This window comes from Xanthomonas sp. WHRI 7065, assembly GCF_040203115.2.
Taxonomy (GTDB): domain Bacteria; phylum Pseudomonadota; class Gammaproteobacteria; order Xanthomonadales; family Xanthomonadaceae; genus Xanthomonas; species Xanthomonas arboricola.
In genome coordinates, this window is the sequence record NZ_CP168194.1 from 99,878 (window position 1) to 126,409 (window position 26,532).

General features: G+C 66.3%; 26 protein-coding genes. 12 read left to right on the plus strand and 14 right to left on the minus strand.

What is annotated here, in order from left to right:
- The first annotated feature begins 107 nt into the window (after window positions 1-107).
- Window positions 108-1,817, plus strand: a complete 1,710-nt coding sequence (locus ABQY64_RS00395) for a deoxycytidylate deaminase (RefSeq protein ID WP_104561561.1) — start codon at window positions 108-110, stop codon at window positions 1,815-1,817.
- Between the two features lie 629 nt (window positions 1,818-2,446).
- Here the strand turns inward: ABQY64_RS00395 and ABQY64_RS00400 are convergent.
- A complete protein-coding gene (locus ABQY64_RS00400) occupies window positions 2,447-2,659 on the minus strand; it encodes an XAC0095 family protein (RefSeq protein ID WP_166772905.1) in 213 nt (70 codons plus the stop codon).
- Window positions 2,660-3,263: 604 nt separating this feature from the next.
- Between ABQY64_RS00400 and ABQY64_RS00405 the strand changes: the two genes are divergently transcribed.
- Together ABQY64_RS00405 and ABQY64_RS00410 are read left to right on the plus strand one after the other, a co-directional pair.
- Entirely contained in the window at window positions 3,264-3,617 is a 354-nt protein-coding gene (locus ABQY64_RS00405; RefSeq protein WP_104562092.1) for a SymE family type I addiction module toxin, read from the plus strand.
- Window positions 3,618-3,677: 60 nt separating this feature from the next.
- Window positions 3,678-4,415 (plus strand): RNA polymerase sigma factor, encoded by a 738-nt coding sequence (locus ABQY64_RS00410; RefSeq protein ID WP_243851886.1) that lies wholly within the window; start codon window positions 3,678-3,680, stop codon window positions 4,413-4,415.
- 223 nt (window positions 4,416-4,638) lie between these two features.
- On the opposite strand, the gene ABQY64_RS00415 is transcribed toward ABQY64_RS00410, so the two are convergent.
- Genes ABQY64_RS00415 through ABQY64_RS00425 form a run of 3 tightly spaced genes read right to left on the minus strand, consistent with a single transcriptional unit; the run spans window position 4,639 to window position 6,170 of the window.
- Window positions 4,639-4,977: a VOC family protein gene (locus ABQY64_RS00415; protein ID WP_024940047.1), complete on the minus strand. Its 339-nt coding sequence runs from the start codon at window positions 4,975-4,977 to the stop codon at window positions 4,639-4,641.
- 26 nt (window positions 4,978-5,003) lie between these two features.
- On the minus strand, window positions 5,004-5,747 hold the full coding sequence (locus ABQY64_RS00420; protein ID WP_047126475.1) for an SDR family NAD(P)-dependent oxidoreductase: 744 nt from the start codon (window positions 5,745-5,747) through the stop codon (window positions 5,004-5,006).
- Between the two features lie 18 nt (window positions 5,748-5,765).
- Window positions 5,766-6,170, minus strand: a complete 405-nt coding sequence (locus ABQY64_RS00425; RefSeq protein ID WP_104562066.1) for a DoxX family protein — start codon at window positions 6,168-6,170, stop codon at window positions 5,766-5,768.
- A 92-nt stretch (window positions 6,171-6,262) separates the two neighbouring features.
- Here ABQY64_RS00425 and ABQY64_RS00430 point away from each other — a divergent pair, with 92 nt between their 5' ends.
- Window positions 6,263-6,640, plus strand: a complete 378-nt coding sequence (locus ABQY64_RS00430; RefSeq protein WP_046345229.1) for a helix-turn-helix domain-containing protein — start codon at window positions 6,263-6,265, stop codon at window positions 6,638-6,640.
- A 268-nt stretch (window positions 6,641-6,908) separates the two neighbouring features.
- Here the strand turns inward: ABQY64_RS00430 and ABQY64_RS00435 are convergent, their stop codons facing one another.
- Complete coding sequence (locus tag ABQY64_RS00435; RefSeq protein WP_016902944.1) at window positions 6,909-7,088, minus strand: CsbD family protein; 180 nt, start codon at window positions 7,086-7,088, stop codon at window positions 6,909-6,911.
- Between the two features lie 167 nt (window positions 7,089-7,255).
- On the opposite strand from ABQY64_RS00435, the gene ABQY64_RS00440 reads away from it, so the two are divergent.
- Window positions 7,256-9,544 carry a hybrid sensor histidine kinase/response regulator gene (locus ABQY64_RS00440; protein ID WP_181109337.1) on the plus strand — a complete coding sequence of 763 codons (2,289 nt, stop codon included), beginning with the start codon at window positions 7,256-7,258 and terminating at the stop codon, window positions 9,542-9,544.
- 68 nt (window positions 9,545-9,612) lie between these two features.
- Here the strand turns inward: ABQY64_RS00440 and ABQY64_RS00445 are convergent, their stop codons facing one another.
- The 4 genes from ABQY64_RS00445 to ABQY64_RS00460 all read right to left on the minus strand — a co-directional run bounded on the left by ABQY64_RS00445 (window position 9,613) and on the right by ABQY64_RS00460 (window position 13,297).
- Window positions 9,613-10,764 (minus strand): HDOD domain-containing protein, encoded by a 1,152-nt coding sequence (locus tag ABQY64_RS00445; RefSeq protein ID WP_349779614.1) that lies wholly within the window; start codon window positions 10,762-10,764, stop codon window positions 9,613-9,615.
- Between the two features lie 387 nt (window positions 10,765-11,151).
- Window positions 11,152-11,463 carry a protealysin inhibitor emfourin gene (locus ABQY64_RS00450; RefSeq protein WP_026064425.1) on the minus strand — a complete coding sequence of 104 codons (312 nt, stop codon included), beginning with the start codon at window positions 11,461-11,463 and terminating at the stop codon, window positions 11,152-11,154.
- Window positions 11,460-12,530, minus strand: a complete 1,071-nt coding sequence (locus tag ABQY64_RS00455; protein WP_349779615.1) for a M4 family metallopeptidase — start codon at window positions 12,528-12,530, stop codon at window positions 11,460-11,462. The genes ABQY64_RS00450 and ABQY64_RS00455 overlap by 4 nt, the downstream gene beginning before the upstream one ends.
- Before the next feature lie 110 nt (window positions 12,531-12,640).
- The gene (locus ABQY64_RS00460; protein ID WP_104562074.1) at window positions 12,641-13,297 is read right to left on the minus strand and encodes an SDR family oxidoreductase; all 657 of its coding nucleotides are present in this window, start codon (window positions 13,295-13,297) and stop codon (window positions 12,641-12,643) included.
- A 323-nt stretch (window positions 13,298-13,620) separates the two neighbouring features.
- Here ABQY64_RS00460 and ABQY64_RS00465 point away from each other — a divergent pair, with 323 nt between their 5' ends.
- From ABQY64_RS00465 to proP, 5 genes are all read left to right on the plus strand, one after another.
- Complete coding sequence (locus tag ABQY64_RS00465) at window positions 13,621-14,079, plus strand: NUDIX domain-containing protein (protein ID WP_349779616.1); 459 nt, start codon at window positions 13,621-13,623, stop codon at window positions 14,077-14,079.
- Between the two features lie 281 nt (window positions 14,080-14,360).
- Window positions 14,361-15,497 (plus strand): alpha/beta hydrolase, encoded by a 1,137-nt coding sequence (locus ABQY64_RS00470; protein WP_181141164.1) that lies wholly within the window; start codon window positions 14,361-14,363, stop codon window positions 15,495-15,497.
- A 100-nt stretch (window positions 15,498-15,597) separates the two neighbouring features.
- Window positions 15,598-15,996, plus strand: coding sequence for a host attachment family protein (locus ABQY64_RS00475; protein WP_016902952.1), 399 nt, complete (start codon window positions 15,598-15,600; stop codon window positions 15,994-15,996).
- 21 nt (window positions 15,997-16,017) lie between these two features.
- Complete coding sequence (locus ABQY64_RS00480) at window positions 16,018-16,353, plus strand: thioredoxin family protein (RefSeq protein WP_039515739.1); 336 nt, start codon at window positions 16,018-16,020, stop codon at window positions 16,351-16,353.
- Between the two features lie 357 nt (window positions 16,354-16,710).
- The gene (gene proP, locus ABQY64_RS00485) at window positions 16,711-18,201 is read left to right on the plus strand and encodes a glycine betaine/L-proline transporter ProP (RefSeq protein ID WP_102253049.1); all 1,491 of its coding nucleotides are present in this window, start codon (window positions 16,711-16,713) and stop codon (window positions 18,199-18,201) included.
- Window positions 18,202-18,341: 140 nt separating this feature from the next.
- On the opposite strand, the gene ABQY64_RS00490 is transcribed toward proP, so the two are convergent.
- The gene (locus tag ABQY64_RS00490) at window positions 18,342-18,815 is read right to left on the minus strand and encodes an SRPBCC domain-containing protein (RefSeq protein ID WP_237348039.1); all 474 of its coding nucleotides are present in this window, start codon (window positions 18,813-18,815) and stop codon (window positions 18,342-18,344) included.
- 172 nt (window positions 18,816-18,987) lie between these two features.
- Here ABQY64_RS00490 and ABQY64_RS00495 point away from each other — a divergent pair, with 172 nt between their 5' ends.
- Window positions 18,988-19,776: an EcsC family protein gene (locus ABQY64_RS00495; RefSeq protein ID WP_237348043.1), complete on the plus strand. Its 789-nt coding sequence runs from the start codon at window positions 18,988-18,990 to the stop codon at window positions 19,774-19,776.
- 95 nt (window positions 19,777-19,871) lie between these two features.
- Here the strand turns inward: ABQY64_RS00495 and ABQY64_RS00500 are convergent, their stop codons facing one another.
- Window positions 19,872-20,228, minus strand: coding sequence for a hypothetical protein (locus ABQY64_RS00500; RefSeq protein WP_146090922.1), 357 nt, complete (start codon window positions 20,226-20,228; stop codon window positions 19,872-19,874).
- Between the two features lie 183 nt (window positions 20,229-20,411).
- Here ABQY64_RS00500 and ABQY64_RS00505 point away from each other — a divergent pair, with 183 nt between their 5' ends.
- On the plus strand, window positions 20,412-21,056 hold the full coding sequence (locus ABQY64_RS00505; RefSeq protein WP_349779617.1) for a DUF938 domain-containing protein: 645 nt from the start codon (window positions 20,412-20,414) through the stop codon (window positions 21,054-21,056).
- Window positions 21,057-21,180: 124 nt separating this feature from the next.
- On the opposite strand, the gene ABQY64_RS00510 is transcribed toward ABQY64_RS00505, so the two are convergent.
- The 3 genes from ABQY64_RS00510 to ABQY64_RS00520 all read right to left on the minus strand — a co-directional run bounded on the left by ABQY64_RS00510 (window position 21,181) and on the right by ABQY64_RS00520 (window position 26,511).
- A complete protein-coding gene (locus ABQY64_RS00510; RefSeq protein ID WP_349779618.1) occupies window positions 21,181-22,938 on the minus strand; it encodes a carboxypeptidase regulatory-like domain-containing protein in 1,758 nt (585 codons plus the stop codon).
- Between the two features lie 115 nt (window positions 22,939-23,053).
- Window positions 23,054-25,327, minus strand: coding sequence for a hypothetical protein (locus ABQY64_RS00515; RefSeq protein ID WP_349779619.1), 2,274 nt, complete (start codon window positions 25,325-25,327; stop codon window positions 23,054-23,056).
- Complete coding sequence (locus ABQY64_RS00520) at window positions 25,324-26,511, minus strand: BatA domain-containing protein (RefSeq protein WP_349779620.1); 1,188 nt, start codon at window positions 26,509-26,511, stop codon at window positions 25,324-25,326. Before ABQY64_RS00520 ends, ABQY64_RS00515 begins: the two co-directional genes overlap by 4 nt.
- Window positions 26,512-26,532 lie beyond the last annotated feature (21 nt).

Here is a 26,532-nt window from a genome sequence, read left to right on the forward strand (position 1 = left end):
TCTGTTCGAATATATTTATGGCCGATCATGGTAAGGGTGTAATCCTAAGGCGGGATATCTGGGAGCCCTTACAGATCACTATAAAAGAGGAGTGAGGATAAGATAAAATGAGCAGCAATTTGACCGCCGGAATTGAGCGAGTTTACCTAGAGCGCAGTGACTTCATGGTCTTGGCCCTAACCGGTCGAACAGGAAGTGGTTGCTCAACTGTTGCAGAGCTGCTTTGTAGGGATTTTAGTTCAGTCCCGAGCTATCTAGATGCGCTCGAGCCAATCGAAAAAAGAAAAGGGGGGATAGCCGCCTCTTTTCTTAGCAAGGCGTGGCTTCCATTTCGCCGAATCACGATATCATCTATCATTCTATCTTGCCTCGCATCTTGTGATGACAATGCTATTGATGCGTTGTTGAAGGCAAGTAAGGTCCCTGCTGAACGCGCACTATTATTTATGTCACTCTTGAAAGAGTTAAGGGGGACGGATAAATTCTCAGAATACATCTCTTATATTGAAAGCAGAAGTGATAGAGCAAGTGCGCTCGTTGCTTGGTTGTTTTTTACGGAAATAGTAAATTCCTTTGCACTTCGTGCAAAAGACGCCTTGGCGGCAAGCTATGCGGGTGTTTTTCAATCGGCAGGCGATAACTTACGCTTAAGCGGCACGGCAGTTAGTTCAGCGGTAGATGCAAACAAACTATTTTTTTTGATGGAGGTTGTTAGGCGTCTTTGTATGGGGGCCGTTGATAGCGATCGTAAGTATAATATAAAAAGTACCAGGATCGTTGTTGATGCGGTCAGAAACTCTCTTGAACTCGTATATCTTAGGGACAAGTTCTCGGCATGCTATGCGATAGCTGTGACTTCACCCGATAAAGATCGGCGAGACCGATTGTCGAACGCTGGAATATCTTTAAGGGATATCGATGCTTTGGATAAGAGGGAGTATTTGAAAAAATCACTAGGAGCCTACTCTGATTTTGTCTCACAGAATGTACAAGATTGTATTCAGCGTTCAGATTTGTTTCTTAACAACTCTGGCGGCGTTGAAGCTTTTGAGTCCAACATAAAAATTCTGGGTAACCAGATAATTAAGTATGTGGCCCTCATGCTGCGTCCAGGGATAATAACCCCGACCCGTGATGAACGTTGTATGCAGCTTGCTTTTGTTTCTAGGCTCAACAGCGGGTGTATATCAAGGCAAGTAGGAGCGGCTGTCGCAGACCGCGCGGGCTCTATCAAAGCCGTTGGGTGGAATGACGTCCCCAAGGGGCAGGTTTCATGTCTTCTGAGAGACGTTTCAGACCTGATATCTAAAGATGAAGACACGTATAGTGACTACGAACGTAAAAATGCCGAATTTAGAAGATTTATAGACAAAAAGTATGATCGCCGACATGGGATTAAGGATGCGCAGGGTCTATCATGCCCTTACTGTTTCAAGGATTCTTATAACGAGTTGAAAGGAAGTAGTAATCAAGTCCACACAAGATCCCTTCATGCGGAGGAAAATGCGTTTCTACAGCTTGCCAAGACTGGGAATAGTGGTATTGAAGGGGGGGTGCTTTATACTACAGCCAGTCCTTGCGAGTTATGTTCAAAAAAAGCATTTCAACTAGGGATGACGGAAGTTGTTTATGTTGATCCTTATCCTGGAATTTCATCGGATCATGTTCTCGCATATGGAAAGTTCAGGCCAAAGCTAAGACTATTTAGTGGGGCTGTAGGACATACGTATCACAAGCTATACGAAGCAATATTGCCAATTAAGGACGAGTTACTAGCACGCCATAATGAAGATCCACAGCGCAAGTTGGGAATCTAGGAAAAAGAGGAAAAGTACTAAATCATTTTTATCGTTGCGAATAATAATCTACATCTCTAACCACGCAGATACCGCTCTTATCACCCGCAAAAGCTGACGTTTGCTCCAACCATTCCGTAGCCGCTTTATAGCTTGGCCGCTCATGCGGGTGTCACTCTGTCGCTTGGCCTGTGCCATGCGAAGCCCGGCAACACGATGATGGAATCCGATATAGCAAGGAGGCTCTTGGAAATCACCTCTTTTCGCAGTGTCATGTTCTCGATGCTCTGACAGCAAAGCAACCATGCCCGAATGCGGGTGCGCACTGGACTGCTCGCAATTTAAAGAGTGTGGTGTTGTGAGCCATGTAGTTGTATGACTGCCGTGTCGGCGGGATGAATTGCTCGTCGCCTTCTTGGATTGAGCGCATGCTTTTGCCGACACCCCGGTCCCTCAAGCAAATATAAAAATTGTTGCTAATGCCAGCGCTACACATTGCGCGGTGGTCGCCCCCGCCCACGTTGTTCCCTTTAACGCAGTGACCCGAGCCCAGTCTCTTAAGACGAAGGTGGCTTAGCCCGCTTGGTGTCCGGGCCTTGTCTTTAGGCGCGTGTCGCCTAACGTACACAAGAATAGTGCTACTACGGCGCTCAATTTAGATCATTGAGTATATCGTCCACCTGCTCAGCCAAGTGCTGTAGGCAATGTGCCCATTGCTGTAGTGGAATTGCTGGTGCACCCGGCGGGCCTTCGTCGCGGGCGCGCGGTGCGGCCAGGGTAGCGAGCAGGCGCAGTTGGTCGCGTATGCGTAGCAGACGGTATTGCGAGCCTTCGGACATCCAGTAACCGGGTTCGTTGTGCATGCCGCTCTCCTTGCCGTGAGGCAGCTCCCGCTGCACAACGCAGCGGGATGCCGGGAGGCTAGAAACCGCACACAGCCGGCGGGCTTATTCCCCTTGCGGGTGTTGTATTCGCCGCCCTCCCGGCGTAGGAACGCCGAGCAGTGCCAAGCCAGATGGCCGAGCACAAAAAACCCACCAAAACTCGGAGGTGGGTACCGCTGTGTGAGGAGTTTCTAGGCTCCGGCTGGAAGTGTGAGGGTGGCGCAGGGCAGGGTCAAGCTGAGGTGACTGGCCGGGTGCGGAGAAGCCGCCTACATAGAAGAATTCTCTGGCTAAGCGCAGCACTGCAATGAGTCGCTGCAACCAGTTGACACACCACCCAACGCGTAGCAATCTCGCTGCAAGGAGCCTAGAAACTCCTCACACAGCGGCACCCACCTCCGTCAAACCGGTGGGTTTTTTGTGCCTGCAGTTTCTTGCATGCGTAATCGGCGTGACACTTGCGTCGGAAAGCGGCTAATGCGAATCCCTTTGGGAAAACGCCCGCCGTCTGTGTGCGGTTTCTAGCCTCCCGACATCCCGTCGCGTCGTGCGACGGGGCTTGTTCGTCAAGGAGGGCTTTGCCATGCGTCGATCCCCATCCCGTTCCACGTCTGCGCGCAAGCGCGCCACGGTGCCGCCGCCTACCGAAATCGTCTGGCGCTCGCTGGATCCATCGATCCAGCCGCGTCCGTACCTTGAGCGCACGCCCATCCCGGAACCTCGCGTCGAACCCCGCACACCGCGGCGGCCCGGCCGCCCACGTGCGCCGCAGCAGTGCACCGTCGGCTATGGGTACTATCCCGACAGTCACCAGCGCATTCCCACCCTGCGCCTGCGCGGCCGCTGGCTGGAACAATTGGGCTTTGCCATCGGCAGCAAGCTGCACATCCGCCAGCGCGATGGCGAGCTGGTCATCAGCGTTGTAGACCCACATTGATCACGCCGCAGCGCATGCGCGCACCGCATGTGCCCGGCCCGTTGCTGGAGACGTCGCATGATGAGTGAGGGCATGACCGGCGCGTCGCGTGCAGACCGTCACGTTGTCATCGGCCAGGCGGTCGCGGCACGCGCATACGCCGCAAGCGCGGTGCCGGTTGAGCGATACGGCAGCCGCCCGTGGCGCCACCGCAGCGCCTACGCCGTGCGCGAGTTGCCGGCCTGCGCGCCGATGGCGGGCATCTACGCGCTTGGCCGCTTCACCACGCGCTGGCAGGTGCGCGAGGAGCGCGCGCCGCCCAGGGAACGCTTCGACCAGGCTGTGGTGCAGCTGCAGGCGGAGCTGCTCACCTACATGCGGCGGCGCCTGCGCGACCCGCACACTGCCGCCGACCTCGCCCAGGAAGCGCTGCTGCGCCTGCTGGCCTACCGCGACACGCCAGACATCCACAGCTACAAGCTGCTGCTGTACCGCATCGCTCATAACGTGGTGCTGGAGCATTGGCGCACGCGCCACCGCAGGCACGCCGCCCGCCATGTGCCGCTGGAGGACAGCGAACCGCTTGCCGCCACCGGCACGGCGGTGGACCAGCTGGTGGACGCCCGCCGCACCCTGCAGCACCTGCACACCCACACGCTGCCCGCGCTGCCGCCCAAATGCCGCCAGGCCTTCATGCTCAACCGCTTCGACGGCCTCACCTACCCGGAAGTCGCCGCCGTCATGGGCATCTCGGTCAAGATGGTGGAAAAGCACATCAGCCGCGCCCTGGCCGCCTGCCGCGCGGCTGTGGGTGAGTGATGCCGGCAAATTGCGCCGCCGACCATTGGGGCGCATTCCGCCGTACAGTGGTACCACGCAGTGACGCTTGTCAGGCGTAAGGGAACAGACGCCAAGGCACCGCCGCTGCCAGCGCCGCCGAGATGGAACCTGCGGCACTCTCCGCCAACGCATAACGCATCGCGCAGTGGATCGGTGCTGCCGCCGGCGCTGCCGTTCGGCATGGCGTCTAGCCGCAGGCGCGCTATTGGGCGATGAGATCGAAGGTGTTGCCATCCGGGTCGGTGAGGGTCGCGTAGCGGATTTGCGGCAATGCAACGGTCTGCACCAGCGTTCCCCCAAGCGCAACCAGGCGCTCGGTTTCGCTGTCCAGATCAGGCGTCCTCAGATCGACATGGACGCGGTTGCGTTGGGTCGGCACGTGGTCGATCTTTTGAAACTGGAACAACGGCAGGTCCGGCGACGCGGCCAGTTGCACCACCGTGCCGTAGTCGTTGGCAACGGCGATCTTCAGGGCGCGTGACCACCAGGCGGCCAGTGCCTGCGGGTGGGCGGTGTCGATGGTGACTGCGTGGATCTTCATGCAGGTGTCCTTGTCATGGGGTCCGGTCAGCGGGCGCTGTCGATGAGGGAGCCGCCGTCGGGCGTGAGGCTCGACCCGGTAATGAACTGGCTGTCGGCGCTGGCCAGAAACAGCACGACCGGGGCAATGTCTTCTTCCGGCGAGCCGTAACGGCCCAGCGGATTGGTGGGCGCCGGGACGTTGGTCTCTGGCCCCCACGTTTGCGCAACCGGCAGGATGGTGTTCACCGTGATCTTGTCCGCGCCCCATTCGCGGGCGGCAGTGCGGGTGAGGGCGCGGATGGCTTCCTTGGCCATGTTGTAGGGGCCGTAGCCCGCCATCCCGACCACGCCGGCCATCGAGCCGAAATTGATGATGCGGCCGGCGCCGCTTGCCTTGAGGTAGGGGTAGGCCGCCTGCATCGCGCGCAGGTACGCGACAGGGCCAAGATCGAGGTTGCGCTGCAACTGCTCCGCCGACAGCTCGAGGATCGAGGAGAACGGCACGCTTGGGTCGAAGGCGTTGTTCACCAGGATGTCGATGCCGCCGTAGGTGGCGGCCACCGTGTCGATGGCTGCGGTGAGCTGAGCGGCCTCGCCGATGTCGCAGACAATGCCAAGTGCCGTGCCGCCTGCAGCAGTGATGTCGGCAACGACTGCATCCACGTTTGCGGGGGTGCGCGAGAGCACGGCGACCTTTGCGCCTTCTGCAGCGAACAGCTTGGCGGTTGCCCGGCCAATACCGCGTCCTGCACCGGTGACGATGGCCACCTTACCGTTGAGTCGGGACATGATGTTCTCCTTCGGGGATCAGGGTGTGCTCAGGGATGCCGCGACGACCGCGGCATACGGTGATGCGGGGTGGCGTGCTGCGTTCTGGGTAGTGAACGAGGCCACCAGCACCACCAGCCCCAGTGCCGCCGGAATGGCGCCCTTGGGGGTGCGCGCGCCCAGATGGGCCATGCCGGACAAGAGCAGGTGATAGAACATGCCGGCGTAGGCCAGATCGCTCAGCGCGGTGTTGAAGCGCCACACAATCGCCACCGGGCCCAGGATCTTGATGACGATCATCCATGGCACCAGCAACGGTGCCGAATACCCCAGCTCGGCCTGCGCCTTGCGCACGAACTCGCCCTTGGCCAGATACATGCCGGCAGAGGCCAGGTACAACAGGCACAGCAGCGCGGTACTGATCCAGTAAATAGAAATGCTCATGGTGTTTGCCAGTTAATATTTAAATGCAACCGGCCATCAGAATGTCGCCTAAGATATCGATTGAAAAGTAGGATGAATCACCGGGGCTTAGTATGAAAAAGCAGACCATTGAGGACGGCGAGCACAACATGCACGAACAGATGCGTCGCGCATTTGCGTTGCTGTCTGGCAAATGGAAGCTGGAAATCATGTGGCTGCTCAATCAGCGCGTGTATCGCTTCGGCGAGCTGCGCAAGGCCATCCCCGGTGTTACCCAACACATGCTCACCGCCCAATTGCGCGAGCTGGAAGCAGATGGCCTGGTCACGCGCACCGTGTTTGCGCAGGTGCCACCGCGCGTGGAATACGCCATCACGCCAAAGGCGCGCGGACTGGGCCCAACGATGGAAGCGCTGACCGTGTGGTGGCAGCAACATGGCGACAGCGTTGCGAAGCGGCCTGCTGCACGCGGCCGCAAGGCCGGCGTTTAGGACGCACGCCCGGGAGTGCGTTGTGCGCGTGCACGTGGCTTGATCACCGTTGCGGCGACGTGCAAACACTCCTGGCCGTCAGCCTGGTAAATCAAAAACCATTTCCAAACCCCAAAAACGCCAACGCCCCGATCATGTCGGGGCGTTGGTGCGATCTCTCGCCGAAGTGGAATCTACCGTCTACGTCGTCATGCGTGACGCCTGACGGCCAATCCACTACTTCAGCGCGGCGGGCGTAATGCCTGCCTACGGTGCTGACTTGCCAGCGTTACTTGGCGGCGTCGCGCACTTTGTCGGCGACCTGGCCAGCCTTGTTCTGCACCTTGCCGACGTTCTTTTCGGCAGCGCCTTCCAGCTCGGTGCTCTTGTCGCCGGTGACACGGCCAACGGTTTCCTTGATGGAACCCTTGACCTGCTTGGCGGTACCTTCGATACGGTTCTTGTCCACGGGGTGCCTCATACGGTTGGGGATGTTGCGGCCCAGTCTGTACCCGCAGGACGTGAGTGCGACGTGGGCATGCCGTCATCCCCGCGTCAGCACGCATGGCCGCCGCGCAGCGTGGTCGCGGGGCACGCGCGTGTCTGCACGGCTTGCTGAGGTCGCTGCGTGCCACAATGCGCGCACTTTCCGCCAGGCAATGCCGTCACGTGAGCACACAGCGCCCCGCCACCGAGTCCGCCGGCCTGGAGTTTCTTGCGGGGGGCGGCGAGATGGGCGCGCTGATGCGCGCACACGATTGGGCCGCCACGCCGTTGGGGGCACCGGAGACCTGGCCGCAGTCGCTGCGTTCGTCGTTGTCGGTGGTGCTCAACTCCACCCTGCTCGGTGCGGTGCTGTGGGGGCCGGAGCTGCGACTGCTCTACAACGACGTGTATGTGCAATCGATGGGCGACCGTCATCCGCAGGCGCTGGGCCAGCCGGTGACCGAGGTATGGAAGGAAACCTACGCGCCGATCGCGCAGGACTTCGCCCGGGTGATGCAAACCGGTGAGGGCTTCGGCCAGGGGGTCATCGCCTTGCCGATGCTGCGCAACGGCGTCAACGAGATGACCTACTGGAATGCCACCGCCTCGCCGATCCGCGGCGAAGACGGCAGCATCGTGGGGCTGATGAATATCGCCATCGAAACCACCGCGCAGGTGGCGGCCGACCGCAACCGCGACATCCAGCACGCGATGTTGAGCAACGAGAACACCCACCTGGTGCACGAGGTGGTCAACCGCACCAGCGAGCGCGATCGCGCGCTGGAGGCGGAAACCGTGGCGCGCCGCAATGCCGAGCGCGTGCAGCTGGCGCTGGCGGCCGGGGCGATCATCGGTACCTGGATCTGGGACCTGCCCACCGATGCGTTTTCGGTGGACGAGGCGTTTGCGCAGAACTTCGGCTTCGATCCGTCCACCAGCCGCACCGGCCTGTCGCTGGAGCAGGTGATCCAGACCGTGCACCCGGATGACCGCGAGGGGCTGCGCGCGGCCATTGGCGAGGCGCTCGCCCGTGGCGGTGCCTACGCGCACCAGTACCGGGTCAAGCGGCGCGACGGAAAGTATTACTGGCTGGAAGCCAATGGCCGGGTCGAAAAGGGCGCCGATGGCACGCCGCTGCGCTTTCCCGGCGTGCTGCTGGACATCGAGGCGCGCCACGCGTTGTCGGAAGAGCGCGACCGCGCGCTGGCGGCACTGCGCGAGCTGAGCGACACGCTGGAGCAGCGGGTCACCGAGCGCACGCGCGAGTTGATGACGGTGGAAGAGGCGCTGCGCCAATCGCAGAAGATGGAAGCGGTGGGGCAGCTCACCGGCGGGCTGGCGCACGACTTCAACAACCTGCTGGCGGGCATTTCCGGCGCGCTGGAGCTGATGAGCCTGCGCATCGAACAAGGCCGCTTCCGCGATCTGGAGCGCTACGTGGCCACCGCGCAGGGTGCCACCACGCGCGCGGCTGCGCTGACCCACCGGCTGCTGGCATTTGCGCGGCGGCAGACGCTGTTGCCCAAGCCGACTAACGTCAACCGGCTGGTGGTGGACATGCTGGAGCTGATCCAGCGCACGGTGGGCCCGGGGATCTGCGTGGAAAACCTTGCCGCGGCCGAGCTGTGGCTGGCCCTGGTCGATGCGCCGCAGCTGGAGAACGCGCTGCTCAACCTGTGCATCAACGCGCGCGATGCGATGCCCGACGGCGGGCGCCTGTGCGTGCAGACCAGCAACCGCTGGATCGACCGCGAGATGGGCCAGCAGCTGGGCATGCCGGAAGGCCACTACCTGTCGCTGTGCGTGAGCGATACCGGCACCGGCATGCCGCCGGATGTGGTGGCGCGCGCGTTCGATCCGTTCTTCACCACCAAGCCGATCGGCGAGGGCACCGGCCTGGGCCTGTCGATGATCTACGGGTTTGCCAAGCAATCCGGCGGGCAGGTGCGCATCCATTCGGAAGTGGGCAAGGGCTCGACGGTGTGCATCTACCTGCCGCGGCATGCCGGTGCCGACGACAGCAGCGACGGCGACACCGCCACGCTGGAACTGGCGCCCTCGCTGGCCGGCGAAACCGTGTTGATCGTCGACGACGAACCGTCCATCCGCCTGCTGTTCACCGAGGTGCTGGAAGAGCTGGGCTACACCGTGCTAGAAGCCGGCGACAGCGCCACCGGGCTGGGCATTCTGCAATCGCCGGCGCGCATCGACCTGCTGATCAGCGACGTGGGCCTGCCCGGCGGCATGAACGGCCGGCAGATGGCCGATGCCGCGCGCGTGGGCCGGCCCAGGCTCAAGGTGCTGTTCATCACCGGCTTTGCCGAACACGCGCAGTTGAACGACCGCCACCTGGAACCGGGCATGGCGGTACTGGCCAAGCCGTTCAGCGTCAGCCTGCTGGCGGCGCGGGTCAAGGAGATGATTGCGAGCGAGTGCTGAGTGGTGGCGCTGCGTATGCGCCTGTCAGGGCAGGTGGGTGTGCCCGGCCTGCCGCGACCGGGCCGGCCTCACTCCACGCTGGCGGCGACCAGCCGTTGCCATAGCGTGGCGTTGGCCGCGTGGTCCGGCTCCAGCGTGGACAGCACGCCCAGCGCATGCTCCTCCTGCTCGGCGCCGTGGCGGGCGAGCATGGCCAGCGCGGCGGCCAGCCGGCCGTAACGCAATGCCATGCCGAGCGAGCTGGTGAGCAGGGTGGTGTCGTGCTCGGGGCGTTGCTCGTCCAGCGCGGTGCCCAGTGCGGCGGGCAGGTCCCAGGTGGTGGCAATGGTCTTGGCGACGGCGGCGGTGTGGCGCTCGACCAGCGTGGCGGCCACTTCCAGGCTGTAGGGCAGGCTCGGGCGCTCGGCATAGGCATCGCGCAGCACGCGCAGGATCACCACCGCGCCCAGGCCTTGCAGCAGGCCGGCCAGCTGCGCCGACAAGGTGTCGCCACCGCGCTCGCGCATGTAGGCGGCTGCTGCAGCGGCGGTCCGCAGGGCGTAGTCCCACACCGCCGCCGGCAGGCGCGCGTACAGGCCGCCCTCCAGGCTCAGCACCGGCTGCATCACCGCAGCGGCGACGATCTGGCGCACGCCCTCGGTGCCGATATGCACCACGGCCCGCTCCAGGCTTTCCAGCGGGCCGCCCTGCGGGCGATACAGCGCGCTGTTGGCGATGCGCAGCAGGTTGGCGGCCAGCGCCGGGTCCTGCGCGATGATCGCGGCGATGCCGCGGCCGGAAGCATCCGGGTCGTTGACCGCGCGCATCAGCTGCGGCAACAACTGCGGGCGGCGCGGCAACAGCTGCGGGCGCAGGTCCACGTGGTCGAGCGCAGCGCCCACCGCCGCCAGCACCGCGGCCTGGGCCGGGTCGGTTGGCAGGTGGCCGTCGGCCAGCGCCGGGGTGGACATCACCGCGGCATACATGCGGCGCAGCAGCGGCTGCATCGGTGGCGGCCCGGACGGCAAGGGCTGTGCTGCAGCGGCGGCATGTGCCTGGGCCTGCGGCGGCGCCGGCATCTGCTCAGCCGCGGGCTGCGGCACGTACGGCGCCGCTGCGGCATGCGTAACGGTGGCAGACGCGGCAGTGGTGCGCGCGCGCTGGCGCAGCAGCAGCCAGGCGACGACGCCGGCGAGTCCCAGGCCGGCAAGCAGTCCGGCGGCAAGCAGCAACACAATCACAAAGGTCCAGGAGTCGTCCGATCGGTGCAGCGACTATCCGCGAAGCCGGTGTTGACGGCAATGCAGGCGTGCGGCGGCGTGCGATGCCAATGGCGCCCGCCACGCGCGCGCGCCAGGCCCGGATACCGGCAATGACCTGCTGCACTGCAGCGATGAGTAGGGTGTCTTCAAGTTGACTGCTGCGCTGCACGTGGCGCTAACGCCGCAGGCCGCACTATGCGTCACCAGCTGTGCAGCCCTAGAGCATCTAGGCAGCTTAAAGGGTGCAGGCATCCGCAGTTGGACCACTTTCGATACGAAGACACCGCGCACTGCGCGGTGTCTTCGTTTGTGGATGGCGATGGGCACGCGCGCGGCATCGCTTGCGGCGGCATCGACACAGGCGCGCTACAGCGTGCCCTGTTTCCACAGCCGCACGATCGCGGCCGGTGCATGTTCTTCGGGGATGCGTAGCGGTTCGCTGGCACCGTCCCAGGCAATGCTGAAATAACGGCGATCGCCGCCACCGGCCTGCGGGCGCGGCAGCGCATGCACCAGGCACTGGTCCAACAAGGTGCGCAGCTGCAGGCGCTGCGCCTCGTCCAGGTCATCCATCACCAGCTGGCGTTCGCGCCGCATGGCGGGGAAGGCGGCCACCCCGCCCTCGCGTGCCAGCCGCAAGGTCACGCCTGCATCCACCGGCGGACGCTGTGGACTCATGCCAGCACGCCCACGTCGCGCCAGGCCTGTTGCACCGCGGTTGCCTCGGCACTGCCGGCACCGTAGTCCGCACCGGCAATGCTGACGGTGAGCGCGGCAAAGGTGGCGAAGTCCGCACCGGCGGCCAGGTTGCCGCCGCTGAGCGCGCGGTACCAGATGCGCCCGGTCTTCTCCCAGGCGTAGCCACCGATGGCCACGGCCGCGCGATAGAACGCGTGATTGGGAATGCCGGAGTTGTAGTGCACGCCGCCATCGTCCTCTTGTGTGTCGACGTAGCCGGCCATGCTGGCCGGTTGCGGATCCTTGCCCAGGGCCGGGTCATCGTACGCCGTGCCGGGCGCGCGCATCGAGCGCAGGCCCACGCCGTTGATGCCGGGCATCAACAAGCCGGCGCCGATGATCCAGTCCGCCTCGCTTGCCTGCTGCTGCAAGGAGTACTGCTTGATCAACACGCCGAACACATCCGACAGCGACTCGTTCAGGGCACCGGACTGGCCCTGGTAGATCAGGTTGGCGGTGCGCTCGGTCACGCCGTGGGTCAGCTCGTGGCCCACCACGTCGATGGCGATGGTGAAGCGGTTGAAGACCTCGCCATCGCCATCGCCAAACACCATCTGCTCGCCGTTCCAGAAGGCGTTGTCGTAGCCACGCTCGTAATGCACGGTGCCGATCAACGGCATGCCGTCGCCGTCGATGGAATTGCGCCCGTACACCGTCTGGAAGAAGTCGTGCGTGGCGCCGAGATAATCGTAGGCCTCGGTCACCGCCACATCGTCGGTGGCGGCAGCGCCCTCGGCACGCACCAGGGTGCCGGGCAGCGCGGTGCCTTGTTGGGCATCGTAGATCTGCCGCTGCACGGCTTGCGCGGCGGGCGTGCTGGCAGCATCGGCGGCCAGCGTCTGGGCCCGTGCGAGCAGGCCGAGCGCGCGCTGCTGGCGCAGCTGCGCGGTGATCTGCCGCGACAACAGCGCGCACTGGCGCGCCCGCTCGGGCGCGGCCTGGGCCACATGGTCCAGCAGGTACGGCGGCAGGATGCCGGCACGGCGTGGCGCGACGAATGCAGACATAAGCGACCTCCACAATGGGCTGCGCCCGCGACTATGCCGAGGCCGGCTTTAGGAATTCGTTAGGCCGGTGCACGGTGCGCCGCGCGCAGGCATCGCGATAGGCCTGGCGTTCATTCCAGCTGCGACAAGGCCTGCTGGATTGGCGTTTGCCCGTCGATGAAGCCCACCGTCTTGCCGATGGTGGCCGGCATGGCCAATGCCGCGGCAATGACCTGCGCCACGTTGGCGCGCGACACGCCGCCATCGGCATCGCTGCCCGGATCGCGGGTGATACGGCCGCTTGGCGGCTCCTGCGTGAGCCGCCCCGGCCCCAGCACGGTCCAGTCCAGCGTGGTGGTGCGCAGCTGCGCATCGGCGGCGGCCTTGGCCTGCGCGTAGGCGAAGAAGCCATCGTCCGGGCCGATGCCGTGTTCCAGCCCGGCACCGAGATAGGACACCATCACGTAACGGCGCACGCGTGCCTGCGCGGCGGCATGCATCGACCGAATCGCCGCATCGCGGTCCACCGCGTAGGTGCGCGCCGCATCGCCGCCACCGGCGCCGGCCGACCACACCACCGCATCGTGGCCGGCCAGTAGCGCGGCGATCGCATCGGTGTCGGCCTGTTCGATATCGAACACCTGCGGGGTGGCGCCGTCGGCAATCACATCGTCTGCGTGTGCAGGATTGCGAAACAGTGCGGTGACCGAATGCCCACCGCGCACAAGCAACGGCGTCAGCAGACGCGCGACCTTGCCATGGCCACCGATCACGACGATACGCGACATTCCAACCTCCAAGACGGTGCGCCATGACGGCGCGGGCTACGCGCATCCTCGCCAACCTGGCGCTAAGGCAGCGTGGATGGGCGTGGAGAGGCGCTCCGTATGTGCATGCACTTGCAGGTGCGTGGATTCGATCCAGCGGGTGCTTGCTTAGCGCGGCGCCATGGTGATCGCCCTGCGCATCACGCGAGCAGGCGCGTGCGATGCACTGCATCGACCGGGCGGCATCGCGCAGCCTTGCCGGCATCCTCGTCACCGGCATGCAAGGCGCAGATGCACCACCTGCCTGCCGCACATCTGGGACACTACGCGCCACAATTTCCGGAATGCCTATGTCCAACTCAATCGATACCGACCTACGTCCACGCGTTGGCTGCGGCGCGTTCATCCGCCGCGCCGATGGCCGCCTGCTGCTGGTGCAGCGCGGGCGTGCGCCCGAGCAAGGCCATTGGGGCCTGCCCGGTGGCAAGGTGGACTGGATGGAAACGGTGGAACACGCGGTGGTGCGCGAAGTGCTGGAAGAAACCGGCCTGCACGTGCAACTGCAAGGCGTGCTGTGCATCGTCAGCTACTTCGAGCCGGACCTGACGCCGCCGCAGCATTGGGTCGCGCCGGTGTATCTGGCCGCGATCCAGGGCAGCGAGCACGCCGAGCGCCGCGAGCCCGAGGCGATCGCCGACATCGGCTGGTTCGCGCTGGATGCACTGCCGTCGCCACTGACCACCTCCACGCTGCAGGCGGTGCAGCATCTGCCACCGACTGCGGCGTCGACACCTGCCGGCTGAGCGCATGACTCGATGCATGCGTCGATGCACCGGTGCATGCCGTGGTGGTGCCGGTGACCGCGATGTCGATGTCTGCCGGATGCAAGGAAACGCATCTGCCTGCCTGCGACGGCGAACGCTAGCGCACGCTTGATGCGATGCTCCGATTGCACGCTGTGGTGTGCGTAGTTGCAGCATTTTCGTTACATCGCGTCGTTACATGCAGCGCCATTATCTGCACGCGATGCAAGCCGGCCGCTGACGGTATCCTTGGCGGTTCGACTTGCCTGGGAGGGCACTGCATGACACGTCATTGGTTGAACAAAACGCTGGCGCTCACGTTGATCTGTACTGCGTGCAGCGTGCACGCAATCGCCGCCGAGCCGGCACCACCGGCGACCGCATCGGCCCCCGATGGCATCCGGCATGTGCCCGCATTCGACCTGCCGGTGTCGGAATATCTGAGCCCGGCCGCGCGTGCGCATATGGCCGCCGGGGTGGCCCGCGCCGATCCGTTGGACAAGGCCGACAACGCCACCTTGCTCAAGCAATTGCCGAGCATCCGCGCCGACACCGAGCGTTGGGCCAAAGGCGTGATTGCGCAGCTGCGCACGCGCTACGCGGTGGAGATCACGCCCGAAACCTGGAACGGTGTGCCGGTGCTGCGGGTGGAGCCGCGCACGCGCACACCCGAACAGGCCAAGCGCATGTTGATCGAACTGCATGGCGGTAGCTTCGTGATGGGCAGCGCGGCCTCGTTCGGCTTGATGGAAGCCATTCCGCTGGCGGCAATGACCGGCATGACCGTGGTCGCGGTGGATTACCGCATGGGGCCCGAGCACCATTTCCCGGCTGCCAGCGAGGATGTGGCGGCGGTGTATCGCGCCGCGCTCAAGAGCTATGCGCCAGAGCGCATCGGCCTGTTCGGTTGTTCGGCAGGCGGCGTGCTCACCGGTGAATCGCTGGCGTGGTTTGCCAAGGAAAAGTTGCCGATGCCGGCGGCGGCAGGGCTGTTCTGCGCCGCAGGCGATGCGCGCTACCGCGGCGATTCGCGCATTGTGGTGGCGGCAGTCAACGATGCCTTGTTGCCGGACAAGGCCGGTGCGTTGCCGATCTGGGAAGACCTGTACTACGGCGACAACGTGGACTTCCACGACCCGCTGGTGTCGCCGGTATTTTCCGATGCGGTGCTGCAGCAGTTCCCGCCAACGCTGTTTCTGACCGCCACGCGTGCTGCCGAGCTGAGCAATGCCGCCTACACGCATGCGCGCCTGGTGGACCTGGGCCGCGAATCAGACCTGCATGTGTGGGATGGCCTGGGGCACGCCTTCCACCTCACCAACGCACTGCCGGAGAGCCAGCAGGCGCTGCGGGTGGCGGCGCGTTTCTTCAGCAAGCACCTGGGCCTGCCGCCGCCGCCGCTGGCCGCACCACGCTAACGCCACGCTGACACCGGCTAGGCGCGGCGCTTACATCCTCTCACCTAGGTTGAGGCCGACTGGCGTTGCACATGCAGCGCCGTTCTATCAGGAGAATCGAATGAGTCTGCAAATTCCTCAGGGTGCGTTGGTGGTGGTGGCCGATGGCGGCGAAGCGCGCTGGTTCACCAACACCGGTAACGAAGCCAAGGTGGTGCTGCGCCAGCACGCGCGCACCGATGTGCAGAACGTCGACGACGATGGCCCGGCCGGCAAGGCGCCGCAGGATCTCAGCGAGGCGGACATGGACGAAATGACCTTTGCCAAGCAGTTGTCGCATGCGCTGAACGATGGCGCGCTGAAGCACGAGTACACGCACCTGGTGCTGGTCGCCGACCCGACCACGCTGGGCCGCGTGCGCCCGCTGCTGCACAAGGAAACCCAGCAGCGCCTGGTCGGCGACCTGGCCAAGGACCTGACCAACCTGCCGCTGGAAGAGATCCAGCGCGCGTTGTCGTAAGCACACCGGAGCGGCTAGACGATGGGGTTTGTTCGCGACTACGCCACCCAGGCGCCCGAACGCAGCGAGGTGGATGCACAGGCCGGTCTGCAGGTGCTGGAATTCGGCACCGACTGGTGCGGCCACTGCATTGCCGCACAACCGCTGCTGCAGAAACTACTGGGTGGCGTGGCGGCGCTCGACTACCGCAAGATCGAAGATGGAAAAGGGCGGCCCCTGGGCCGCTCGTTCCGCGTCACGTTATGGCCGACCATCATCCTGCTGCGCGACGGTGTGGAAGTGGCGCGCGCCGTGCGCCCGCAGACGCGCGAGGATCTGCAGCCGCTGCTGTCGCAGTTGGGTGAGGCGCTGGTGTAAGCGTGTACCGCGCCTGATCGATAACGCGCACTATGGCAGGACATGCGCAGTGCACTGAGGGCGCAATGTACGTGCCTAATCCGCCAGATGCCTTGAAACAAGGGCTTTTCAGCGATGCGCCGCCATCGCTGCTGCAGCGATCTGCGCGCTGTAGTACCATAACGGGCTGATCAAGCCCTTGGGCATTGCCCATCCCTTGGTCGTCTGTCCCGCAGCGTCGCTGAGTCCACGCGGCCGTCCGGGAATGCCTCCGGCGTCATCTTGTGCATGTGCCATTGCCATGCCTGCGTGATGCGCCGTGTCCTGTGCGTTGCCAGGGCGAGCGGGCAGCGATGGCCGCACATGGAGACACAACACATGCACGACACGCGCGCGATTGCCTCGCACTTCGGTTGGTTCAAGCGCCGCCGCCAACTGCAACTGGACGAAGTCACCGTGGTGGACCGCGGCATGCTGCGCAAGGCGGTGGGCGCCGCCGCGCTGGGCAATGCGATGGAATGGTTCGACTTCGGCGTGTACGGCTATCTGGCGGTGACGTTGGGGCAGGTGTTTTTCCCGGCCAGCAATCCCACCGCGCAGTTGATTGCCACCTTTGCCACGTTCACCGTCGCCTTCCTGGTGCGGCCGATCGGCGGGCTGGTGTTCGGCCCGCTCGGTGACCGCTACGGGCGGCAGAAGGTGCTGGCCGCGACCATGATCCTGATGGCCCTGGGCACCTTCAGCATCGGCCTGATTCCGTCCTACGCCAAGATCGGCCTGTGGGCACCGGCGCTGCTGTTGCTGGCGCGGCTGTTGCAGGGGTTTTCCACCGGTGGCGAATACGGCGGCGCGGCGACCTTCATTGCCGAATACGCCACCGACCGCAATCGCGGGTTGATGGGCAGCTGGCTGGAATTCGGCACCCTGGGTGGCTACATCGCCGGCGCCGCCACGGTGACGGTGTTGCACATGACGGTGACCCAGGCGCAGATGCTCGACTGGGGCTGGCGCGTGCCGTTCCTGATTGCCGGCCCGCTGGGGCTGCTGGGCCTGTACATGCGCATGAAGCTGGAAGAAACCCCGGCATTTCGCGCCTATACCGAGCAATCGGAACAGCGCGAGCGCGAAACCGCCGCGCAGGGCCTGCTGACGATGCTGCGCCTGCACTGGCCGCAATTGCTCAAGTGCGTGGGGCTGGTGCTGGTGTTCAACGTCACCGACTACATGCTGCTGACCTATATGCCCAGCTATCTCAGCGTCACCATGGGCTATGCCGAGAGCAAGGGCCTGTTGCTGATCATTCTGGTGATGCTGGTGATGATGCCGCTCAACATCGTCGGCGGCCTGTTCAGCGACAGGCTGGGCCGCCGGCCGATGATCATCGGCGCCTGCGTCGCATTGTTCGCGCTGGCCATCCCCTGCCTGCTGCTGATCGGCAGCGGCCACGACGGCTTGATCTTCGCCGGCCTGATGCTGCTCGGCCTGGCGCTGGTGTGCTTTACCAGTTCGATGCCGTCCACGCTGCCGGCGCTGTTCTACACGCCGGTGCGCTACAGCGCGTTGTCGATCGCCTTCAACGTGTCGGTGTCGTTGTTCGGCGGCACCACGCCGCTGGTGACCGCCTGGCTGGTGGAGCGCAGCGGCGACCCGCTGGTGCCGGCGTACTACCTGATGGGCGCGGCGGCGATCGGCCTGGTGACCATGCTGTTCGTGCGCGAAACCGCCGGCCTGCCGCTGCGCGGCTCGCCGCCGGCGGTGGCTACCGATGCCGAGGCGCGCGCATTGCTGCGCGGCGACAGCCCGGTGACGGTGGATGCGCAGCTGCCCGGCAGCACGGCGCCTGCCATGGGCCAGCCGCATACGGCGTAAGCGGACCCTGCGTGAGCGAGCGGTCCGCTATGTCGCCATCGGGGACGACAGTTGGCACGCCAGGGCGCGTGGCTTGATGGATCGGCGTCTACCGTATCGCCCTTATGCCAGCCAGTGGGCGGCCGTGACATCAGCCGCCGCTAGCGCAGCGTGCGACCGCCGCTGTTGGGCAGCTCGGGGCTGCGCATGTCGGCCGACGGCATGCCTTCGCCGGTTTCCACATAGCGCTTGAGGCTGCTGCCCAGGAAGAAGCGCCAGCCGCGCGCGCAGGCTTCCTTGCAGGGCGAGTCGCGGTAGCCGGAGTGTTCGAACTCCACCTGCGTGCCCTGGCTGGTGGAGCGCAGATCGAAGCGCATCACCGTGCCCTTCCAGGCGTCGGTGTCGAGCATGTTGGAGGCATGGCAGCGCCAGCGCACCAGGCGGTAGTCGGCACCGTCGTCGATGCTCAGCTCCACCCGCCAGCCCTGCCGGCTCCAGTCCAGCCGCACCCGGTTCTCGACCAGGCTCACCTCGCGCGTCCACCAGCGCGCCAGCTGCATGGGCTCGGACAATGCGGCGCAGACCACTTCGGGCGCGGCCGCAATGACGATGCTGTGGCGGATCTCACGATTCATCTGATCGGCATTAGCTGCTTGAACCCCGATGATGGCGCATTTTGCCAGCCAATTGCAGGGTAGTGTTTTCGCTTGCCGAGTTCGCTCGTCCGGCGCTCACATGGCGCTGGGTACCATCGGCGCAAGCCCCCAACGACGAAGAGCAGGCATGACGACGCTTCCGATCCCGGTGATGGACGTTGCCGCGCAACGCGATCTGGCCACCGCGCACGCGCTGTTGGAAAACCCCGGCGTGGCCGCCCGATTGGCCAATGCAATGGGCGCGCCGATCGAGAGCCTGATCACCCGACGGCTGCCGAAGCTGGTCACTCGCAGCATCGACAGCGTGACCCGCCGCGCGCTGCAGGTGGCGATGAAATCGGCATTACTGAGCCTGCGCGGCAAGACCGATCTGCAGCAGCCTGCGTCCACCGCACGCCACACCATGGCGGTGGCTGTCGCCGGTGGTGCGGGCGGATTCTTCGGCCTGCCCGGGCTGTTGGTGGAGCTGCCGGTGACCACCACGGTGATGCTGCGCTCCATCGCCGATATCGCCCGTTCCGAAGGCGAATCGCTGCACGATCCGGAAACCGCGCTGGCCTGCCTGGAAGTGTTGGCGCATGGCGGGCGCAGTGTCAGCGACGACGGCGCCGAATCGGGCTATTTCGCGGTGCGCGCAGCAATGGCGCAACAACTCAGCGCTGCGGCGCATTACGTCACCGCGCACGGCTTTGCCAGCAAGGGCGCACCAGTGCTGGTGTCGCTGGTGTCGCGCGTTGCGGCCAAGTTCTCGGTCAATGTCGGCGAAAAACTCGCCGTGCAGGCGGTGCCGCTGGTCGGTGCGGTGAGCGGCGCAACCCTCAATACGGTGTTCATGCGCCACTTCCAGGCGATGGCGCGCGGGCACTTCATCATGCGCCGGCTGGAGCGGCGCTATGGCGAGGATGCGGTGCGAAGCGCGTATGAGAAATTGACCAGCTAAACGGTGATAAGGCACCGGACCCGCAAGGATGGGGACAGATCCTTGCGATCCGGTGCCACTTTCAGCTGATCAACAGACGATGTTCCTGCCTGAGTTCAGAGCGGTTGCGGTGTACAGAGTGCGCGCGCACTCGCCGAGCCGATGAACTGATTGTTGGCGTCGCTCACCATTACATTGGCGGTGATGAACGTACTGCTGCGTGGGCAATAGAAGTTGCAATCTTCGCTGTTGGTGCAATTTCTGGGGAAGATGGCGCCAGCAGTATTGTTGAAGGTCCATGCATATTTGAATGGCGTTGGTGATCCCGGGCTATCTACGCCAGCCCAGCAATAATCACTGCCTGTGCAGTCGAGTATTACAGTGGAAGCTTGTGCATTTGCAGTGGGTGCGGCAGCAAAACTCGCAGCAATCGCTAGGAAACTCGTGGTCAAAAAAGCAACGGCCTTGTTCATGCAGATCTCCTCCGGAGTATGTCCCCGCGTCATCATGCACAAACGATAGCGAGGCATTTGGGATGGGGATCGCTAAATCGATGGGCATGCGCCTGCGTGAAAACCACCGATGAGCGCATGAGCTCGCTGGATGTTTTGCATCCATAATGCAGAGATGTCCTGACGTTTCTCTCGATGCTCCTTATGACCAAACCGTTCTCACCTGCATCCGCACGCAACCGTGACCCGATCCTGGAGGTGTTGCAACGGCACTTTGCCGACCGCCGCAATGTGCTGGAAATCGGTGCCGGGACCGGGCAGCACGCGGTGCATTTTGCGGCGGCGATGCCGTGGTTGCGCTGGCAGGCCAGCGATCATGTCGACCATCTGCCGGGCATGACGCAGTGGCTGGACGAGGCAGCATTACCGAATACGCCGCCACCGATTGCATTGCAGGCGGTGCTGATGCCGACACCGGGCCTGGCGCCCACGCCACCATTGCCGCCTGCGCAGGCAGGCGAGCCTGCCGGCTACGACGCGGTCTACAGCGCCAACACCTTGCACATCATGGGCTGGCCGCAGGTGCAGGCGTTGTTTGCGGGGTTGCCTGCGGTGATGGCACCGGATGCGCTGTTGGTGGTGTATGGGCCGTTCAACCGCGATGGCCAATTCACCAGCCAGAGCAATCGCGCGTTCGATGCGATGTTGCGTGAACGCGATGCCGCATCGGGCATTCGCGATGCCGAAGCGGTGGATGCACTGGCGGCGTCGGTGGGCTTGCAGTTGATCGACGATGTAGCGCTGCCGGCGAACAACTGTTGCCGGGTGTGGTCGCGTCAGTCGCGTTGAGTGTGTCGCCGAGAGATTGCTGATGTTGCAGCACTGCTGTTTTCCAGTGCAGTGGAGTGCAAAGGCCCTGGAAAGCGCGCCGCACGCGAGCCTGCGCTGATGAAGTGGCCGTGCGCTGCGGCAGTCAGCGCCTGCGTCGTTCCAGCCACCACAGTGCTGCGGCCAGCGTGAGCCAGGCCAGCAGCCATGGCCAGCGGGCGCCGGGTTGTGCTGTTGGCGCGCCGACGCTTGCGGGCGTGTCATTGGCGGCCATCGCAACGGTGGCGTCGCGGGTCTGCTGGGTGTGCAACGCGGGGGCATCGCCAGGCGCGCGGACATAGAGCCAGCGCTGTTCGGTACCGGTCTGCAGACGATGCCAGCCTGCGGCGGCCGGCCAGTAGGCGGCGCAGGCCCGGGTGCCGCTGGCGGGATCGATCAGCAGCGCCTGGGGTGTATCCGTAGGGCCGATGACGGCTGCGTCTGCGGCGACACCGCACAGCGTCATGCGGTGCTGCGACCAGCCTGTCTGTACCGCAGCGGGCGCGCTGCCGCCTGCGCGGGCGACAGCGCTCACCAGCTGCGCCCACAGCGCGGCATGCAGGTCGCTGCGGCCGGCCAGGACCAGGGCAAAGCTGTCTTCGATCAGGCCAATGCCGATGCGGCCGCGGCCTTGCGGCCGCCACCAGCCCAACGCGCTGCCGTCGTCTGCGCGTGCGGCGATCACGGCGTCGGCCTGTTGCGGCTGCAGGGTGCGGCGTTGCAGGGGTGGCAGTGGCGCGGCGTCGGCCGGCGCTGCGGCTGCATCGCTGGCGCCGGGCGATGCCACCAGCGAGCGCGGCGCGGGGACCGCTGCGCTGGTGCTGCCGCCTGTCACGGCCAGGCCCAGCTCGCCGAGCGCGGCGCGGGCGGCAGCATCCAGGGGGCCGTCGGTGCGCACCAGCACGCCCAGGCCGCGGCCGATCGCAGCGCGCACGCCCTGGCGCTGCGCGTTGCCCAGGGCGACCAGGCGGCGCTGGTCGATGACCAGCAGGTCCAGCGCATCCAGGCTGGCCGCATCCAGCGCAGCGCCCTCGCCCAGTTGCACGCCGGGGCCGACGGCGATCTGGCTGCGCACCTGCATGCCGGCATCGCTGGCCCAGCGGCGCAGGTATTTCAGTTCCGGCTGCGGCGCGCCGGCCAGCAGCAGCACGCGCGCGGACGGCACTGCGGCGATCAGCACCGGCACCGGCACGCGGCCGCGTTCGGCGCCTGCGCCATCGCGCAGGCGCAGTGCGAACAGCAGCTGCCCCGGTGCGCGCGCCAGGCCACGCAGCTGCACCTGGCCGGCCGCATCGGCGGTGGCGGTGTCGACCACCTGCCCGGCCGGATCCAGCAACTCCACCCGCGCGCCCGGCAGGCCCTGCACGCGCGCGCTGATGGCGATGCGTTCGCCGGGTGCGACCGGCGGCGGCGTGGAGACGGCGACCAGACCGGTCGGCGCCGGAGCCAGCGCCAGCCGCACAGGGATGCGCAGGCCGTCGCGGTCGCGTGCGGGCAGGCCGCTGCCATGCACGACCAGCGCGGTGGTGCCGGGCGCGCGCCGCAACGCGGTGGCCAGGTCCGGTACGCGTGGCACGCCGGGCAAGGCGGGCGCCTCGGGCAGGGCGACCCACGGCGCAGCAGTCGGGCGAACCTGGTCTGCCGGGGTGCCTGCGGTGGCGACATGCAGTTCGCTCGTACTGCCGGCGCGCGGCGGCGGCAGCAGCACCGGGTAGAGCAGGCCGGCCAGGAGCGCTTGGGCGGCAAGCAACAGCCACAGCCGCGCGCGTGGTTGCCGGGCGTGTGCGCGCAGCAGCCGGAACCAGCTCAGCATCACCAGCAGCAGCAAGGCACTGCCGACCAGCCAGGGCAGCGCGAGCGTCATGCCTGCGGCTCCGTTTGCGTGCATCCAGCCCGCCGTGGCCCCAGGCGCCGGGTTGCCGCGCGCGCATGCAGCAGGCGCAAGCTGCCGCGTGCGGTCAACCGGGGCGGTGGCAGCATCATGGTTGCGGCTCCTGGCGCAGGGCATCCAGATAGCGCTGGCCGCGCGCGTCGGCAGGGGCGCGGCGGTGCAGCGGGGCCGGCGGGGCGACGAGGGTGCGCCAGACCTGGGCGCGCAGCTGGGCGCGGCAGCTGGTGCAAGCGGGTTCGGCGCGCAGGGTTTCCACCGCCGCGGCCAGGCCCAGCGGATCCTGCAGGCGCTCCTGCTGGGTCTGCAGCCACTGCGCGTAGCGGGCCAGGGTGGCGTCGGGTACCGGGGCCTGCTCGCCGAGGGCGTCCCACAACTGCAGCGCCGACGGGTCCGGATCCGGGCGGCTGTCCAGGCCGGCAGCACGGTCGCCCAGGCCAGCGCGGTCGCCGCTCAGGCGGCGGCCGGGATCGATCGGCGGCAGCTGCGTGCCGACCCGCGCCAGGTAGATGCGTTCGGCCTGCTGCACCTGCTTGATGAAGCCCAGCGCCTTGTTGGCAAACGGCAACGCACGCTCCGGGTGGCCCTGGCGCAGCTCGCCCTCGGACTGCCACATCTGGTCCAGCGCGGCGCGCAGCAGCGCGCGGGTCTGCGGGTCTAGCAGGGTGGCGGCTTCGGCATGGTCGTGGGTGTGCCCGAACTCGGACAGCACGTCCTGCGCCTGGCCGAAGCCGCCGCGCTCCGGCGCCCCGTCGCCATGCCCATGGTCGTGGTCGTGGTCGTCCAGCGCAGCAGCGCCGGCCTCGGCGGCATGGTCGTGCGCATCGTGCCCGTGTTCGTCCCGGGCGGGCGCGGGCGCCGCAGGCGTTGCCGGCGCATCCGCGGTGGGCATGTCGGCAGTGGGCAGATCGTCGGCCGGGGCGTCGCTGGTCGGCGCTTCGTCGGCGGTCGGCGGGCCCTTGGGCGCGCCTTCGCTCTCCTCGCCCAGGAACTGGCCGTAGCGCAGCCGCAGCAGGCGCTGGTCCACGCCGATGGCGTCGGCGCGCTTGAGGTAGGTGGCCGGGTCCAGGCGCGGCTTTTCCTTCAGCAGCGCCTCGGCGTCGATGATGATCTGGCGCTGGCTGCGGAAGTAGGCCGGCAAGGTCTGCTTGACGCTGGCGTCCAGGCCGGCAGCCATGGTCTGCTCCGGCGGTGGCCAGCGCAGGATCACGCTGGCGCTGCGGCCTTCCTGCGGGCCAGGCTGGCGGGTGTCGTGCACGATGAGCTGGGCGATCAGGTCGTCGCCGGCGGCCATGCCCAGCGCCTGCGGCGGCAGCGTGGTGGAAAAGCCGCGCAGCCGGGCCGGGCCGCTGCCGCCGAGCGTGCGGCGCTGGGTCTTGAAGGTGATGTTTTCGCCGCTGCCCTGGGCCAGGGTCAGGCGCAGCTCGGCGCTGGCGGCGACCGCGTAGTCGTCGCTGGCTTCGAAGCGCAGCGTCCAGCCTCGATTGCCGGTCTGGGACGGCGTCCACAGCACCAGGCTCTGTTCGGGTGCCAGCACGCGTACCTGCGGCGGGCGGTCGGGCAGCACGTCGAGGCGATGCAGCTGGCGGTCGGCCGGGGCGCCGTCGATGAGGATGCGGTACAGGCTGGCGCGCTCGGCGACCCACTGGCCCTGCCATCGATCGGTGCTGCCTTGCCGGGCCAGCGCGATGCGGCGGCCGTCACTGAGCCGCAGCGCCACGCTGCGCGGGGCCGGGTTGACCTGCAACTGCCAGTGCAGCCGGGTACCGGTGGGCACACGCGCATCCAGGCCGGGCAGGGGCGCGGGCGGCAGACCGGTGTAGGCGGGCGGGGTGCTGTGCAGCCGCGCCTGACCCAGGGTGGGGGCGCCGGTGCCGGCGCGGGCAGCGGCGATCCGGTCGTTGCCTGCGGTGGGCCGGTGAGCGGGGTGCGGCCACAGCAGCACCGCGGCGCAGGCGAGCAGGCCGGGCAGGCCCCATGCCCAGGCGCGCCGCCAGGGCCAGGCCGGGCGCAGATCACGCGGGGTGCTGCGCAGGCGTTGTTCCAGGCGCTGGCGCTGCAGGGCCTGCAACGGGCCGAGCTGCCCGGCCGGGGCGAACAGCAGGTCGCTGCTGTCTTCCAGATCGGCGTCGCGATCCAGCCGGCGGATCAGCCAGGTCTGGTCGAGCCGGCGTGCCGCCAGCAGCGCCACGCCGATCAGCACCAGCAGGCCCAGGAGCAGCAACGGCAGGATCGCCGGCTGCGTACCGGTGCGCCACGCCAGCAGCGCCGGCAGCACAGCCAGCGGCAGCCCGCACAGCAGCACGCCTGCGGCCTGCCGTCGCCGCGCGGCCTGCCAGGCGTGGTGCAGGGCCGGCGTGCTCATGCCGCGTTGCTCCGGCGGGGCGCGGTGGCCAGCCAGCGTTCGATCGCAAACAGCAGCAACACCAGGCCGATCAGCCATGGCGCCAGCGGCCAGGGGGCGCTGGCCAGGCGGATGGCGGGGCCGCGCTGCGGCTGCTGGGTCTGCGCCAGCGCGCGCTGTGGTGCGGGTGTCGACTGCAGGGCGTCGTGCAGGCGGGTGGGGAAGTCGGCATCCAGCAGCGCCGGCAGCCGCTGCGGCTGCAATGGCGCGGCCCAGCGCAGCAGGCGGCCGCGGCCAACCGGTGCGGCATCGATCAGCGCGGCGCCGTGTGCGTCCTGCAGCAGCGCTTGCCGCGGGCCCGCCAGTGCGGGCGGGGCCGGCGTCTGCGCATCGAGCAGCAGCTGCCCGCCGGCCGCGACCCAGGCGATGACCGGCGCCGGCGGCGGGCGCTGCGACAGCCAGGCCACCACCGTGCCGGCTGGCCAGCGCGCCGGCTCGGCCGCGCTGGGGGCGCTCACCGGCAATGCGCCGGGCAGTGCCCAGGCGGCATGCACGGCGCGCAGATAGCGCAGGGCCGGCTCGGTGGGGGTGTCGGTAATTGCCTGCAGCCGCAACGGTGGGACGGGCGCCACGGCGGCCGCCGGCGACTGGCCGGGCAGCACCTGCCAGCGCACCTCGCGCGACAGCTGCAGGCGTTGCGCATCCAGCGGCCCCCACTGGCTGGGCACGATCACGCGCAGCGCGGTCTCCGGCGGCAGGCTGGCATCGAGTTCGCGCAGCAGGCTGCCGACCGGCGGCGCGGTGCCGGCGGGCGGGGCGGGTGGGTGTGTCGCATCGGCAGCGATCGGCGGGAAGCCCGGGGCCAGCCACTCCCACTGCGCGTTGGCCGCGTGGCCGAGCGCCCGGGCCGCGGCCAGATCCACGCCGGGGCTGACCACGACGCGCGGGCGCGCCTGCTGGGGGTCGCGCAAGGCCGGCTCGGCCAGTAGCAGCGCCACTGCGGCCAGCAGCAGCAGGCGCACCAGCAGCAGCGGCCATTCGTCGAAACGCAGCCGATGCCGGGGCCGCGGCTGCGCGCGCAGCCAGCGCAATGCGGCAAAGTCGGTGGGCCGGTGTTCGCTGCGTCGGGCCAGATGGATCAGCAACGGCAGCAGCAGTGCGGCCAACGCGGCCAGGCCAGAGGGGAACAGCAGGAGCAGGTTCACTGCTGCGCTCCCTCAGCTGCG

Coding starts and splice junctions, on each gene's coding strand:
- ABQY64_RS00395 (WP_104561561.1), top strand. CDS start 108: ATGAGCAGCAATTTGACCGCCGGAATTGAGCGAGTTTACCTAGAGCGC.
- ABQY64_RS00400 (WP_166772905.1), bottom strand. CDS start 2,659: ATGCACAACGAACCCGGTTACTGGATGTCCGAAGGCTCGCAATACCGT.
- ABQY64_RS00405 (WP_104562092.1), top strand. CDS start 3,264: ATGCGTCGATCCCCATCCCGTTCCACGTCTGCGCGCAAGCGCGCCACG.
- ABQY64_RS00410 (WP_243851886.1), top strand. CDS start 3,678: ATGAGTGAGGGCATGACCGGCGCGTCGCGTGCAGACCGTCACGTTGTC.
- ABQY64_RS00415 (WP_024940047.1), bottom strand. CDS start 4,977: ATGAAGATCCACGCAGTCACCATCGACACCGCCCACCCGCAGGCACTG.
- ABQY64_RS00420 (WP_047126475.1), bottom strand. CDS start 5,747: ATGTCCCGACTCAACGGTAAGGTGGCCATCGTCACCGGTGCAGGACGC.
- ABQY64_RS00425 (WP_104562066.1), bottom strand. CDS start 6,170: ATGAGCATTTCTATTTACTGGATCAGTACCGCGCTGCTGTGCCTGTTG.
- ABQY64_RS00430 (WP_046345229.1), top strand. CDS start 6,263: ATGAAAAAGCAGACCATTGAGGACGGCGAGCACAACATGCACGAACAG.
- ABQY64_RS00440 (WP_181109337.1), top strand. CDS start 7,256: ATGCGCGCACTTTCCGCCAGGCAATGCCGTCACGTGAGCACACAGCGC.
- ABQY64_RS00450 (WP_026064425.1), bottom strand. CDS start 11,463: ATGAGTCCACAGCGTCCGCCGGTGGATGCAGGCGTGACCTTGCGGCTG.
- ABQY64_RS00455 (WP_349779615.1), bottom strand. CDS start 12,530: ATGTCTGCATTCGTCGCGCCACGCCGTGCCGGCATCCTGCCGCCGTAC.
- ABQY64_RS00460 (WP_104562074.1), bottom strand. CDS start 13,297: ATGTCGCGTATCGTCGTGATCGGTGGCCATGGCAAGGTCGCGCGTCTG.
- ABQY64_RS00465 (WP_349779616.1), top strand. CDS start 13,621: ATGCCTATGTCCAACTCAATCGATACCGACCTACGTCCACGCGTTGGC.
- ABQY64_RS00470 (WP_181141164.1), top strand. CDS start 14,361: ATGACACGTCATTGGTTGAACAAAACGCTGGCGCTCACGTTGATCTGT.
- ABQY64_RS00475 (WP_016902952.1), top strand. CDS start 15,598: ATGAGTCTGCAAATTCCTCAGGGTGCGTTGGTGGTGGTGGCCGATGGC.
- ABQY64_RS00480 (WP_039515739.1), top strand. CDS start 16,018: ATGGGGTTTGTTCGCGACTACGCCACCCAGGCGCCCGAACGCAGCGAG.
- proP (WP_102253049.1), top strand. CDS start 16,711: ATGCACGACACGCGCGCGATTGCCTCGCACTTCGGTTGGTTCAAGCGC.
- ABQY64_RS00490 (WP_237348039.1), bottom strand. CDS start 18,815: ATGAATCGTGAGATCCGCCACAGCATCGTCATTGCGGCCGCGCCCGAA.
- ABQY64_RS00495 (WP_237348043.1), top strand. CDS start 18,988: ATGGACGTTGCCGCGCAACGCGATCTGGCCACCGCGCACGCGCTGTTG.
- ABQY64_RS00500 (WP_146090922.1), bottom strand. CDS start 20,228: ATGAACAAGGCCGTTGCTTTTTTGACCACGAGTTTCCTAGCGATTGCT.
- ABQY64_RS00505 (WP_349779617.1), top strand. CDS start 20,412: ATGACCAAACCGTTCTCACCTGCATCCGCACGCAACCGTGACCCGATC.
- ABQY64_RS00510 (WP_349779618.1), bottom strand. CDS start 22,938: ATGACGCTCGCGCTGCCCTGGCTGGTCGGCAGTGCCTTGCTGCTGCTG.
- ABQY64_RS00515 (WP_349779619.1), bottom strand. CDS start 25,327: ATGAGCACGCCGGCCCTGCACCACGCCTGGCAGGCCGCGCGGCGACGG.